The sequence below is a fragment of the Sunxiuqinia elliptica genome, assembly GCF_900113005.1.
GTDB classification, from domain to species: domain Bacteria; phylum Bacteroidota; class Bacteroidia; order Bacteroidales; family Prolixibacteraceae; genus Sunxiuqinia; species Sunxiuqinia elliptica.
Window position 1 is genome coordinate 319,119 of sequence record NZ_FONW01000003.1, and the last position, 13,771, is coordinate 332,889.

The 13,771-nt window shown below is 40.4% G+C and carries 11 protein-coding genes; 5 read left to right on the plus strand and 6 right to left on the minus strand.

What is annotated here, in order from left to right; all coding sequences use genetic code 11:
• Positions 1-3: 3 nt before the first annotated feature.
• Entirely contained in the window at positions 4-1,041 is a 1,038-nt protein-coding gene (locus BM156_RS09640; RefSeq protein ID WP_093919648.1) for an alpha/beta hydrolase, read from the minus strand.
• A 394-nt stretch (positions 1,042-1,435) separates the two neighbouring features.
• Here BM156_RS09640 and BM156_RS09645 point away from each other — a divergent pair, with 394 nt between their 5' ends.
• The gene (locus BM156_RS09645; protein WP_093919649.1) at positions 1,436-3,418 is read left to right on the plus strand and encodes a tetratricopeptide repeat protein; all 1,983 of its coding nucleotides are present in this window, start codon (positions 1,436-1,438) and stop codon (positions 3,416-3,418) included.
• Between the two features lie 34 nt (positions 3,419-3,452).
• Complete coding sequence (locus BM156_RS09650; RefSeq protein ID WP_093919650.1) at positions 3,453-4,214, plus strand: glycosyltransferase family 2 protein; 762 nt, start codon at positions 3,453-3,455, stop codon at positions 4,212-4,214.
• A gap of 100 nt (positions 4,215-4,314) precedes the next feature.
• Here BM156_RS09650 and BM156_RS09655 read toward each other — a convergent pair whose 3' ends face one another.
• The 5 genes from BM156_RS09655 to BM156_RS09675 all read right to left on the minus strand — a co-directional run bounded on the left by BM156_RS09655 (position 4,315) and on the right by BM156_RS09675 (position 9,275).
• Entirely contained in the window at positions 4,315-4,587 is a 273-nt protein-coding gene (locus tag BM156_RS09655; protein ID WP_093919651.1) for an RNA recognition motif domain-containing protein, read from the minus strand.
• Between the two features lie 326 nt (positions 4,588-4,913).
• Entirely contained in the window at positions 4,914-6,098 is a 1,185-nt protein-coding gene (locus tag BM156_RS09660) for a class I SAM-dependent rRNA methyltransferase (protein WP_093919652.1), read from the minus strand.
• A gap of 2 nt (positions 6,099-6,100) precedes the next feature.
• Positions 6,101-6,673, minus strand: coding sequence for a 3'-5' exonuclease (locus BM156_RS09665; protein ID WP_093919653.1), 573 nt, complete (start codon positions 6,671-6,673; stop codon positions 6,101-6,103).
• A 2-nt stretch (positions 6,674-6,675) separates the two neighbouring features.
• A complete protein-coding gene (locus BM156_RS09670) occupies positions 6,676-7,302 on the minus strand; it encodes a DUF5063 domain-containing protein (protein ID WP_093919654.1) in 627 nt (208 codons plus the stop codon).
• 56 nt (positions 7,303-7,358) lie between these two features.
• Positions 7,359-9,275, minus strand: a complete 1,917-nt coding sequence (locus BM156_RS09675; RefSeq protein WP_093919655.1) for a RecQ family ATP-dependent DNA helicase — start codon at positions 9,273-9,275, stop codon at positions 7,359-7,361.
• Between the two features lie 158 nt (positions 9,276-9,433).
• Between BM156_RS09675 and guaB the strand changes: the two genes are divergently transcribed.
• The 3 genes from guaB to BM156_RS09690 are packed head-to-tail and all read left to right on the plus strand — an operon-like array spanning position 9,434 to position 13,765.
• Positions 9,434-10,906 carry an IMP dehydrogenase gene (gene guaB, locus BM156_RS09680; RefSeq protein WP_093919656.1) on the plus strand — a complete coding sequence of 491 codons (1,473 nt, stop codon included), beginning with the start codon at positions 9,434-9,436 and terminating at the stop codon, positions 10,904-10,906.
• Between the two features lie 49 nt (positions 10,907-10,955).
• Entirely contained in the window at positions 10,956-12,917 is a 1,962-nt protein-coding gene (locus BM156_RS09685) for a peptidylprolyl isomerase (RefSeq protein ID WP_093919657.1), read from the plus strand.
• A complete protein-coding gene (locus BM156_RS09690) occupies positions 12,914-13,765 on the plus strand; it encodes a hypothetical protein (protein ID WP_093919658.1) in 852 nt (283 codons plus the stop codon). Before BM156_RS09685 ends, BM156_RS09690 begins: the two co-directional genes overlap by 4 nt.
• Positions 13,766-13,771: the final 6 nt, after the last annotated feature.

The window sequence follows — 13,771 nt, forward strand, 5'->3', positions numbered from 1 at the left end:
GAGTTAAGGTTTTAAGATAAATTTGTTTTGATTTGTGCTATAGCTTCTGTTTTCAAAAGAGTCAGCGCCATTGAGTACGAGGCCGATGTCATCAATTACCGTTTGGCTATTTTTGTAGTACCAATGATCAAATAACTTCTCTTTGATTGAACGCTGGTCCTTTATAAGCGAACAATCGACAATGCTTACATTAGAAGGAATATGAAAAGGCCGTACTGGCCCATTCTTTCCCAAGCGGCTTTCAAAGTTTTTGGTGTACTTCGAAATTCGCAAGGCATCATCACTTTTGTGGGTATACACATGAACCCGCTCGCAAAAATCATTGATATGGTACAAAGGATTGCCTTTCTCAAATGCATCGTGCTGAATATCCGGCGCAGCAAGAACAACCTCCTTGAAAACCTGTCCGAAGCTGGAATAACGTGAGCTCAACACACTTGCAATCATCTTTTCGAAAACCGCATTGCCAAGGCTGTGCGCCAGCAGGTGAATATTTTTTCCACACTGCTTATCCACACCAACAAACTCACTAAAAAACTGCATCAGTTTAATCCATCCCCGTGCTAAAGCTGCCCCGGCATAATGTGCATCTTCCCGATCGTTTTTATATTGAAGCAAGTTGTTGTTCGAAGGCCAGCAAAAGCCAACAACACGTCCGATGGAAGACTCCGGATTATCTACATAATTGGTTACCAGATGCTCCATATTGCTAATAAAACACTTGAACCCGCAGTAGAAGCCATGAATAAAAACAAGCGTATCGTTTTTCTCTTTGTCTTCTTTCATTTCAGCATAAATACGGTTAAACCACTCCGAAGATCCCTTCTGTTTGGAATCTTTGTAATCAATCGGTTCATAGGTCTTGATCCCATGCTCCTGCACAATATCCGGATCAGGAATAAGAGCCACTTTCTTTTTGCTAACATCCAAGTAGCCAAATCGCAGATTTTGGGTATTCCCACATGAATCACTGGTGTCAATTTGCTCAACACCCCGTTTTTTAATAATTGTCCTGTTTGTGAAGATAAACTGTTGCATCATTTTTCAATTTAGGTTTTGTATAATGAATTTAGAAGTCGTTAAAAGTGGAGTTGAAAGCAGCAATGTCTAGGTGCAGCTTGTCTTTGAAGGATGATAATTGCATTTAAAAAAATGGCATATCAGGCCAAATTTTAATTAAGGGAGATAAATAGAATAACAGCGTTCAGCTGCCTGTTTTATCCTAAAATGAAGGATTGCAGCTTTAGCGTAGTAGCAATAAGCAGAGCATCTTACAAAAGATGAGAGCACAGATTCAAAAAAAAGATAAAATAAAATAATAAGATCCGCAACTATTTATTTTAAGTAATTTTTCTGAAATTTATCGGTTAAGATGCAGCATTTTGTCCATTTCAGTCGTACTGGCTACATAACATATACATGACACAAATTAAACATGAACAACCTACCCATCGAGCAATGGATAAAAAGCAGATCAAAAGTTATTTTACTTGTTTTTTTATTGCTTTATCTCATTTTAGCTCTTTTAAGTTTCGACACTAAACTAAGTACAGGAGGCGACGACTCCTGGTACCTTCTAGCCGCTAAAAAATTTTTAGATGGAATTTCATTCCCCACTTGGCATGGCAGTTTATACCCCATTGTATTAAGTCCACTTGTAGCGATTATGGGCATCAATGTCCCAGCTTTCAAGTTGCTTTCTGTATTTTTTATTGCTTTGGAGATTCTTCTGCTCGCTGCAATTTGGCGGAAACGAATACCTCCTTTTATTTGGTTCTTTACAATTGGTTTAGCAGCCCTCAGTTTTCAAATGATTCACTACTCGAGCACAACCTATAGTGAACCATTTTTCCTCCTGATTCAAGCTTTGGTCTTCTTTTCATTTTACCAAGTTGATCAATTAGACATCAACCAAACTCCTTCTCGAGAAATACTTCTGAAACTGTTCTTCTTTAGTTTCTGCTGCTTTTTGTTGTCCATTACCCGTAATATTGGTTATGCCGCAATTCTAGCCGGGTTGTTTTATTTTTTGGTAAAAGGACAATTCAAAAAATCAGTTTTAATCTTCTTGTTCTTCCTTGTGCTCACAGTTAGTTTCTTCATCTATAAAAAATTAGTCTGGCAAGTTGATAGTTTAGGAGTTGAAGGTCAATTAAATCATGTTCTTTATAAAGATTTTTACCATCCGTCAAAAGGCAATGAAAGCTTTATTGGCCTATTAAAACGTTTCTGGGAAAATTCAGAATTATACATTTCAAAACACTTATTGAAATTTTATGGGTTTAAATCTTTGATGAGCACTAAAACATCTGCGTTAACAACCATCCTCTTGTACCTGCTCTTTTTCGGAGCACTTTGGCAAGGATTCAAAACTCGGAAACACTTGCTTTTTATCGCATTCTATTTGGGAATATCCATGGGCGGAACATTTATTACCCAGCAAACTGCCTGGGATCAGGAAAGGCTTGTTCTAATCTACCTTCCACTGATAACCGTTTTAATTGGAACCTTCCTTTATGATTTGATTGACAAGAACCTGAAAGCTCCAAAACTCACCATATTCCTTTTCGTTCTAGCGATTGGTTCCATGAGCATCAATGCGATTCATACCACCTCAAAACTGGAATTGGCAACCATCAAACGGAATTTCTCCAAAGACCCATTTTCTGCCTACACTCCTGATTGGAATAATTACTTAAAAATGTGCCGTTGGGCAAGTTCAAACTTACCCGAAAAAACCAAAATTGCTTGTAGAAAGCCCAATATCGCTTCAATTTATGGGAAAGGGAATTTTGCTGGAATTTATAAAATTCCGCACCATACCCCGGATAGCGTTCTTCAATTCTTCCAACAACGAAATATCGACTATATTATCGTGGGAAGCTTAAGACGGATTCCCAGCAAAAACACAGGAGCTGTAATAACAACGGTTCGTCACACGCTCCAGATTCTTCTGCATAAGTATCCCTACATTCTTGAACCGATCTATCAAATCGGGCATTCGGAGCATGCTGTTTTATTCAAAATTCATCCAGAAGAAGAGCAGCTTCCTGTAGATCAACTAATCAACCGATTAAAAGCAGGCTTATACGTTGCTCCAAGAAATAGCTATGCGATGTTTCTGCTTGCCCGGCTCTATGCCGGATCCAAAGATTACAAGAATGGTATAAAATGGATCAACAAAGCTTTAAAAATAGAAGCCAAAGAACGGCTTTACATCGAGTTACGAGCTACAATTAACTGGGAAAGACAAGCCTATTCTGAAGCGATGAATGATTTTAAGCTTTTAGTAAAACAGCAGCCTGAGAATATCATTTACTGGAATAATCTAACAGCTTGTGCCCAAAAATTAGACTTACCAGAGGCAAGAAAATACCTAAAAACAGTCAATCAATTAAAAAATAACAATAAATTGTAATCGAACAATTCAATTATGATTTTTTACTAAGCCTATGATAGCAAATCAAAAAGTCATTGTTGTTCTTCCTGCTTACAACGCATCAAAGACACTAAAAATCACCTACGACGAAATTGATTTTTCAATTGTCGATGATGTCATTCTTGTTGATGACCACAGTAATGACGATACCATTAAGGTTGGTCGGCAACTGGGGATCAAACATATTGTCCGCCACGATAAGAACAAAGGTTATGGGGGAAATCAGAAAAGTTGCTACAACAAAGCACTCGAATTAGGGGCTGATATTGTCATTATGCTTCACCCCGACTACCAATACACGCCCATGCTAATTCCGGCGATGAGCCATCTTATTGGCAGTGGACTGTACCATGCCGTACTAGGATCGCGAATATTAGGACGTGGAGCATTAAAAGGAGGCATGCCACTGATAAAATTCCTAGCTAATCGTGGATTGACCATGTTTCAGAATCTACTTATGCATGCGCATTTATCGGAATACCACACCGGCTACCGTGCTTTTTCGCGTGAGGTTCTGGAAAAGGTCAACTTCAATGCGAACTCTGATAATTTTGTTTTCGACAACCAAATGCTGGCTCAGATTTGGTATGCCGGATACGAAATTGCGGAAATCACCTGCCCCACTAAGTATTTTGACGACGCTTCAAGTATCAATTTAAGGAACAGTACGATGTATGCCTTCGGAGTTCTAAGAACTTCAATCCAATATCGGCTCCACAAATGGCGTTTAAAAAAGTCAAATTACTTCAAACTCCAGCCGTCAAAAAAAGAATAATCACGTTCAATTAGATCGTTTATTTCTAAAAATAAACCGTCAAAAAAAGGCTCGCACCTTCTGGTACAAGCCTTTCTAATGTCGTCTAAAAGTGATGTGTTTAGTAACGATCTCTACGAGGAGGTCTTTCCGGTCTTGGCCGGGCTTTGTTCACTTTTATATTTCTTCCGTTCACTTCTGCTCCATCCAATTCTTCTACGGCTTTGTCGCCTTCTGCTTCAACAGCCATTTCAACAAAGCCAAATCCTTTAGCTCTGCCTGTTTCACGATCCTTAACAATTTTTACGGAAACAACCTCTCCGTATTCAGCAAAGATTTCACCTAGTTCGTCTTCTCCCAGATTGTAGTCCAGGTTACCTACGTAAATGTTCATAATAAAAAGAATAAAAAATTTGAAATAAAATAAAAAACATTAAAAAGGTGAAGTGTAAAAATGTGGACCGGAAAATTTAATTGGAGAATGAAATAATCACAGAAACCGAGCAAGTTTGCCCCCACCTTAAAATACATAAAAATAACGCTTCAGTTGGGGATGAATATCCATTCATTTTGCGAGAAATAGTTGGCTTACTGTGTAGCAAGCTGCTAAATCACAACCATACTTACCTACAAAAATAAATATTGTTTTGAATCTGCAAATCTTTTACACGCTTTTTTTACGTCAGCAGAAAGTTAAGTTTTTGGATTGTTATCTTCCAGTTAATCAACTTGTAGTACCAAGCCTTTTAGATATTCTCCTTCGGGATGGTAAATATTGATTGGATGATCAGCTGGCTGATGCAACTGGTGTAAGATTCGAACTTTACGCTTGGAAATGGCGGCTCCCGAGAATACGGCTTCACGAAATTGATCTTTGGTAACCACTTGTGAGCAGCTAAAAGTAAAGATAATTCCTCCAGGGCGAACTTGTTCAAACGCTTTTGCATTAAGCCTTTTATAGGCCTGTAATGCTTGGCGCAAAGCTCCGCGGTGTTTTGCAAATGCTGGTGGATCCAGAATAATTAGATTGTATCGATCTTTAATGTCTCGCATAAAGTCAAATGCATCAGCAACAAAAGCTTCATGGCGTTTGTCATCAACAAAGTTAAGCGCAACATTTTGACGAGTCAGTTCAATGGCTTTAGCCGATGCATCCACTGAGTGTACCGTTTTAGCCCCTCCTTGCATCGCAAAAAACGAAAAGCCTCCGCTGTAACAGAACATGTTCAACACATCGCGTTCGGCTGAAAATTGCTCAACAAGCTTTCTGTTCTCGCGTTGGTCGATAAAAAAGCCTGTTTTTTGCCCCTGAATCCAATCAACCTGAAACGATAGCCCGTACTCCTTCACAACACAAGGAGCTGACTCGCCCAATAAATAACCATTCTCTGGTGAAATATCTGCTTTATAAGGTAGCGTTTTATCGCTTTTATCGTACACAGCTATTAATTGGTCGCCAAGGAGTTTCTTCAGAAGTTTGGCCAACTGATGACGAACATGATACATCCCGACCGAGTGGGCTTGGTAAACTGCCGTTCCATTATAAAAATCAATAATCAATCCGGGAAGTCCATCACCTTCTCCATGCACCAAGCGAAATACATTGGTTTGTTCGCTCCCTAGCAGGCCTAAATCCCGACGAAGCTGAATGGCACTTGCCAGTTTATTCTCCCAAAAGACATTATCGACAGGTAGTTCTTCGAACGAAAGGATGCGAACAGCTATTGAACCAATCTGAAAATGGCCAATCGCTAAAAACTCATCTTTATTGGAAACAACTGTCACCAGTTCTCCTTCTTCCAACTCTTGGCTGATGTGTTTAATTGCTCCGGAAAACACCCAGGGATGAAACCGGTTAAGTGATTGCTCTTTTCCTGGTTTCAGCGTTACTATCGGTAATGTCATGATTATGCGGTCGTTAATGAATTGAAAATCTCACAAGAAACCCAAGCATCAGTTGCGGCATAACTCAACTGAGCATCAGTCAAGTGTTCTGCTTCCCAGTTTGACAGCCTTTGCGACTTGGAAATACGGAAACCAAGCACAATTCCCGTGATCTTTTTTAAACTAAAATCCTGAATTCCATATTCTTTAACTTCGTCTTGCAATTCAACAAATCCGCCTGGGACAAAGCGATTTATTTTTTGAAGAGCTTTGATATCGTCGCGAATAGCCACTCCTATCTTTCCTATTTCAGGATCAGCCAAAATCGCCTTTAATTCATCAGGGAGACCTAATTTATTTATTCTGAAAATGAATGCTTTTTCGCTAGTGGACAACTGCAGCAAGGCTACTTTATTAACTTGCCCTCGCTTAAACGAAGGTTTGGTTTCGGTATCAAATCCAAGAATATCTTGCTTTTTTAGGTAATTTACAGCTGCCTCTAGCTGATCAATCCGATCAACTAAAACGATCTTTCCGTCAAAAGCATGTAGTGGTAGTTCCGCCAGTGCTTCTTTTGTGATACTTTCTTCAAACATAACTACTCTCCCTGGTCCTTAAATAATTGATTTAACCACTCCGGCTTATTGCTTTCTGCTTCAACATCTTCGCTTTTCCTTTCTTGATTCATCGCCTGATCTAAATCATAGTCGCCATACATCAAGTTGTGAACAGCACGCAAGCTATTGACCAATCGCTGTCCCCAATAATTTTTAAAATTATCCTGACAAACCCACAAAGCTTCCTGCATGACCAATTCATCCCCCGTACGGAAAGTCATCAAAAAATCCTTTAAATCTTGGTAAATATCGGCTAAACACTCAGAAATACTAGCAGATAGGGGTTCATCGCTAAACTGCATTCCCGGATCAAAAACCTCTTGAAAATCATCAAATTCCCCCAGCAAATTCATCATTTTTTGCTGCAGGTAGTTGTAATCCACTTCAGAAACAAATTTCTCCAGTCCCAACTCTTCATAGCTATTAAGGTCCTCTAAAACGGACACTTTTAAGTAAAGGAGCGGTAAAATTTTTTGTGTTTTATTCAAAAACGAACGCGTGGCCTCTTGTCCTGCATGCTCAACAAGATTACAGAACTCATTGGCAACCGTGACAAACTCAATAACATTCTTCGAATAAACAATCGGATTTAAACTTTCTTCGGTCATAAAATGTGATTAATCCTGCAAAAGTAATAAGATTTTCTTTTTTGACCGTTTTTCAATCAATTTGTAGCTTCTTTCTTTCGCCATTCTAGCTTATAGTCGATCCGATGGACAATTTTTCCATTATCCATCAGCCAACGAATCACTTTGATTTTTTGCGTTTCATTGCCCTTAAGCTTCATTAGAAGCTCCTCAAACGTACATGCTTCAGTTAAACTACTTTTGATATCCTCAGCAATACGATCGAACTCCAATTGACTTAAATCTAGTTCATTTCGCTCTCGACAAACGTCACATTTTCCACAACGGGTTGATTCTGTTTCACCAAAATACTCGAGCAACACCTGGCTGTGACATTTCAGCTTTTGAGTTGAATAGTAAATCATCGCATCAATCCGCTTCTGGTACTCCCGTCTGCGATCGCCATAATTCTCTTTGGTAATTTTTAGCCGGCTGATGTCAACCCGTTCTTTTGGGAAATAAATGTAGGGCGTTGTTTTTCGAGGAATGTAGTGAATGACTTTATGGGCATTCAGGTGATTAAGGAAACGATACACCACTGCGACCGACAAATTCGCTCGCTTGGCTAGAACCTCTTCGTTGATTGGCACATAGTCTGTAAACAGCCCCGAGTAGGACCGCAACAGCAGCTTGGTAAAACCATCAAAGCTAGAATTAGCCACCTGAAATTTATACAGTTCATCGCGATTAACAATAAAATTCACCCGTGCCGGATTATCTGCTTCTTCGGTTAATTCCAAGTAGCCTTCACGTTGCAAAATTTTGATACTATTATAGACTTGCTGAATTTGCATCGAATATTTAGACGCAAACTCTCCCAACTTAAAATCCTTAGTTTGATTTTTACCGTAGCCAACAGCAAGTTGAAAGGTATTGCAAATAGCTTGATACACTCTTTTGATTACGTCAACTTCAGGAAAAGACTTCGTCACATTTTTTTTCAAAGCCAAAATATCCGACTTTCCGTAGATTAGTACCGCATAAGCTCTTTTACCATCCCGACCAGCCCTGCCAGCTTCCTGAAAATAGGCTTCGGGCGAATCTGCCGGCCCAAAGTGAATCACAAAACGAACATTGGCTTTGTCAATTCCCATTCCGAAAGCATTGGTGGCTACAATCACCCGCGTCTTCCCCGATTTCCAATCATCTTGTTTACGTTCGCGCACCATGCTGCTTAAGCCAGCATGATAATAGTCTGAAGTTATCTGGTTGCGCCTCAAGTACTCACTAATCTCCTTGGTCAGCTTTCGGCTACGGACATAAATAATACCTGTACCCTTCGCTCGCTGAACCGATTGAAGCAGATATTGTAATTTATCTTCACGCTCACGGACAATGTAAATCAGGTTTTCCCTGAAAAAGCTTTTCCGCAGAACGTTCTCCTTTTTAAAATTAAGCTGTTTCTGAATGTCTTTTTCGACTTCGCGCGTAGCCGTGGCTGTCAATGCCAACACCGGCACATTCGGAAGCAATTCCCGCAGTTCGGTAATCCGTCGGTACGAAGGCCGGAAATCATAGCCCCACTGCGAGATACAGTGTGCTTCATCCACCGTAATCAGGTTGATATCCATTTGAGGGAGATGATTCCGAAAGCGCTCAGTACTTACCCGCTCAGGCGATAGATAGAGAAACTTATAATCACCCCAACAAGCTTTATCCAGAGTGATCTTAATCTCTTGCTGGCTCAAGCCGGAATGAATCGCCAACGCTTTAATGCCTTTCTTATTCAGGTTTTCCACTTGATCTTTCATCAACGAAATCAGCGGTGTAATAACCAAACAAAGCCCTGGCTTTGACAACGAATACACCTGAAAAGTGATGGATTTTCCGCCACCAGTAGGCATCAAGCCAAGCGTATCATTCCCTTTGGCTACCGACTCAATAATCTCCTCCTGTAATGGACGAAATTCGGAATAGCCCCAATAACGCGTCAATATGGCTCTGAAATCACTCAACTCCTCTATTTTTCTGCAATGATTATAAAATCCATTTCAACTTAACAAATTTTAATGAAATTTAATTTTTTTAGGGCAGACATCCAACGGAAGCCCTCAAGCTTAATCCGGTTATTTTTTGTAGTTTTGGCCTAGTAAATAAACTAAACAATTCCGCCATGTCGTTTTACACAGAAAAAGTAGTTTCAGAGGGATTAACCTTTGACGATGTCCTGCTTATTCCCTCCTATTCTGATGTATTACCACGTAATGTCGACTTAAGGTCTTCATTCACTCGCTCAATCAAGCTAAATACGCCCATTGTTACAGCGGCCATGGATACGGTTACCGAAGCAACAATGGCTATTGCCATTGCCCGTGAAGGAGGTATTGGCGTGATTCATAAAAACATGAGCATCGAAGAGCAGGCCCGCCAGGTTATGTCTGTAAAACGAGCGGAAAACGGTATGATCTTCGATCCAATTACGATTGAGCGCGAAAAGCAGGTTCGGGATGCCCTTGAGTTAATGAAACTCTATAAAATTGGAGGAATTCCAGTTGTCAACTCTCAAAACATACTGGTTGGCATTGTCACCAATCGGGATCTACGATTTGAACTTGATTTGGATCGTCCAATTGCAGAAGTGATGACCTCGGAGAATCTGGTTTATACAACCGAGTCAACCAATTTGGAAAAAGCTTCAGAAATTCTACAAAAACATAAAATCGAAAAGCTCCCGGTTGTCAATCAAAATAAAGAGCTGATTGGACTGGTAACTTATAAAGATATTACCAAGGCGAAGGATAAACCTCTTGCCTGTAAAGATGAGAAAGGACGGTTGCGGGTAGCTGCCGGTGTTGGCGTGACAATTGACACCATGGAACGAATTGACGAGTTGGTAAAAGCACAAGCCGACGCCATCGTTATTGATACGGCTCATGGGCACACCAAAGGAGTGCTCGAAATGTTGCGTCAAGCCAAAGCCAAGTATCCTGAGATTGATTTTGTAGCGGGCAATATTGCAACTGCCGAGGCTGCAACCGATATGGTTTTAGCCGGTGCGGATGCCGTTAAAGTTGGAATTGGGCCTGGCTCCATCTGCACAACCCGCGTGGTTGCCGGTGTTGGAATTCCCCAACTTACTGCAATCTACGAAGTCGCTCGAAGCTTAAAAGACAGTGATGTCCCAGTTATTGCTGATGGCGGAATTCGTTATTCTGGCGACATTGTCAAAGCGATTGCTGCCGGAGCAAACTCCATCATGGCTGGCTCCCTGTTTGCCGGCGTAGAGGAATCTCCCGGTGAAACGATCATTTTCCAGGGACGCAAATTTAAGTCGTACCGGGGAATGGGATCTGTAGAAGCCATGCAGGCCGGATCAAAAGACCGCTACTTTCAGGATGTAGAAGATGATTTAAAGAAATTGGTACCCGAAGGAATTACCGCACGTGTTCCTTACAAAGGTACTTTATACGAAGTGCTCTATCAGCTAATCGGAGGATTACGTGCAGGAATGGGCTACTGTGGAGCAAAAAATATTGAAGAATTGATGCATGCTAAATTTACCAGAATAACGGCTTCCGGAATTCAGGAAAGCCATCCTCACGACGTGTCAGTAACCCGCGAAGCCCCCAATTACAGTACGCGTTAGCGTTTCCTGGCTTGTCTTTATCAATGCTATAAAAACTGATTACCATTTTATGAATCGTTTCCTTTGCTTGTTTTTTTTACTGTTGGTAAGCTATTCAGCCTCCACACAAATAACAGATGAGGAAGTCATTCTTCAACTTGGCGACCGTTCTTTCCTTAAAGAAGAATTCAGCTACCTATATAATAAAAATAATAAGCAGGTTCGTGAAGACTCAGAAAGGATGGATCCCGAAGAATACATGGAGCTTTTCATCAATTTCAAACTAAAGGTACTTGAGGCTGAACGATTGGGTTACGATACCCTACCCGGCTTTATTCGCGAGATGGCCAATTACCGCGAAGAGCTTGCCAAACCTTACCTCACAGCCGTTGAGTATAGCAATCAAATGGTGGAGACAGCCTATAAAAGAATGTTGACAGAGGTCAGGGCCAGCCATATTTTGCTTCAACTTGCTCCGAATGCTTCACCTGCAGATACCATAAAAGCATGGAATAAATTAGTTGAAGTTCGAAATGAGGTTTTAAATGGGGCTGATTTTAACGAGTTAGCTGTAGCTAACTCTCAAGATCCTTCGGCAAAACAAAATCGAGGAGATTTAGGGTACTTTTCAGCTTTTCAGATGGTCTATCCTTTTGAAGATGCTGCTTATCGTTTGGACCTTGGAGCGATATCCATGCCCGTGCGAACGAACTTTGGCTATCACCTGATTTTCGTTTCGAACAAAAGGCCAGCCAAAGGAGAAGTTAAGGTTGCCCATATTATGAAACGTTTGCGACCAAATGCCAGCGAAGAGCACATAAAACGGGCAAAACAGGAGCTCGATAGCTTAGCTATTGCCATTCAAGACGGGGCTGATTTTGCGGAATTAGCTCAAACATATTCGGATGATCAGCGTTCTGCGGCTAAAGGAGGAGAACTGCCATGGTTTGGCTACTCGGGAATGATGCCTGCGGAATTTGCAGAAGCTGCTTTTGCCTTAACAAAAGATGGTGCAATTTCACCAGTAATTAAAACGCCTTACGGCATGCACTTGATCAAACGTATCTCCCATCGCCCCATTCCATCCTTGAAGGATATGCGCGATTTCATTGTCGACAAAATCAGGAAGAATCCAGAAATTAGCCGTCATAGTCAGGAAGAGTTCATCAAAGAATTGAAAAAAACGTACCAGCTTAAATCAAACGACTCGATTGTAGCCCAAACGTTAAAAGAAGCAACGAATGCATTTGCTAATGGTCAGTTGAAATTAACGCCACCGCAGCATCCTAACCAAGTTTTATTTCACTTTGCTGATCAGTCTCAGCGTAAAAGCGACTTTTGGAAATGGCTTCGAGTGTCAACAAAATCTCAAAGTAAAAACCCAACAATTCAGGACATTGAAGATCATTACAACTCCTTTGTTACCCAGTCGCTCACCAATTACGAAAAGGCACACTTAGAAGAAAAGCACCCGGATTTTAAATATTTATTGCAGGAATACCACGATGGCATTTTGCTGTTTAATATTTCTGAAGATAAAATCTGGCAAGCTGCTGTTAACGACACCATTGGGCTACAGTCATTTTATCAGAAAAACAAAAAAAATCACAATTGGGGCGAGCGTTTTCAGGGATGGTCAATTCGTTGTCAAAACCAAGAGGTTCGAGATTTTATTGATGCGGTTTTTGATGAGGATCCAGACATTCGCTATCACGAGTTGCATGATGTTTTAAAAGCACACTTTGAAGAAGGCCAGGCTGCGCTTTCCCATGGTTATTTTGAAAAAGGGCAAGATCCGCTCATCGACTACCTGGTGTGGAACAAGCCAAAACCGGACGACCATCAGGATGGTTTAGATTATGTGAGAGGAAATAAAATCGCACCACAACCCAAGTCTCTGAATGAAGCCAAAGGGCTGCATGTAGCCGACTATCAAAACCATCTGGAAAAAGAATGGCTGAAGTCGCTCAGAAAAGCTTATCGGGTTAAAGTAAAAAAGAAGGTATTACGCGAAGTTGAGTCACTGAAATGAAACTGAGAGAAACGACATTATTATTGCTTGTTTTTTGGTTTTCAGCTTGTACCCAAGTTGAAGACAAAGTTCCACTTGCCCAAGTTGGAACAAAATACTTGTACCTGGAAGATGTGCAAAAGGTTTTACCAGATAATATTTCAGATACGGACAGTACGCTGTGGATGGAAGACTTCATTCATAAATGGGTACAAAAAGAACTATTGATCCTGAATGCTGAAAAAAACCTGACACAGGAGCAAAAAGACGTTAGTCATGAATTGCAAGAGTACCGGAACTCGCTCCTTACCTATCGCTATAAGAAAGCACTTATGGAGCAGAAGATGGACACCACAATCCATGATGATGAAATAAGCCAATACTACGAGGCGAATAAAAAAGAATTTGTTTTACAAAGTGATATCGTCAAAGCCATCTACCTGAAAATTCCATTGGAAGTAGCCAATGAAGAAACGATTAAGAATTTGTGTTTCGAAAATGATCCACAAAAGCTTCAGGAACTGGACGAATACGGTATTCGGTATGCAAAATCATATGATCGTTTTGATGATAAATGGATTGATGCCAGCCAGGTTTTGGCGCAGATTCCCGGAGAAATTGATGACTTGGAGCGTTTTTTGCGCAGAAACAAGTTTATTGAAAGTGATGATACAGATTATTATTATTTTATTTGTATCCGCGATTTCAGATTTGAAGGAGAATATGCACCAATTGACTTTGTTAGCTCATCCATCAAAAACATTCTTTTAAATCAGCGTAAAATCAATTTCCTGAAGAAAATTGAGACTGATGTGTATAAAGAAGGATTGGAATCGAATAAGTTTAAACTTTATAATACTCAAAATTAGACCAAT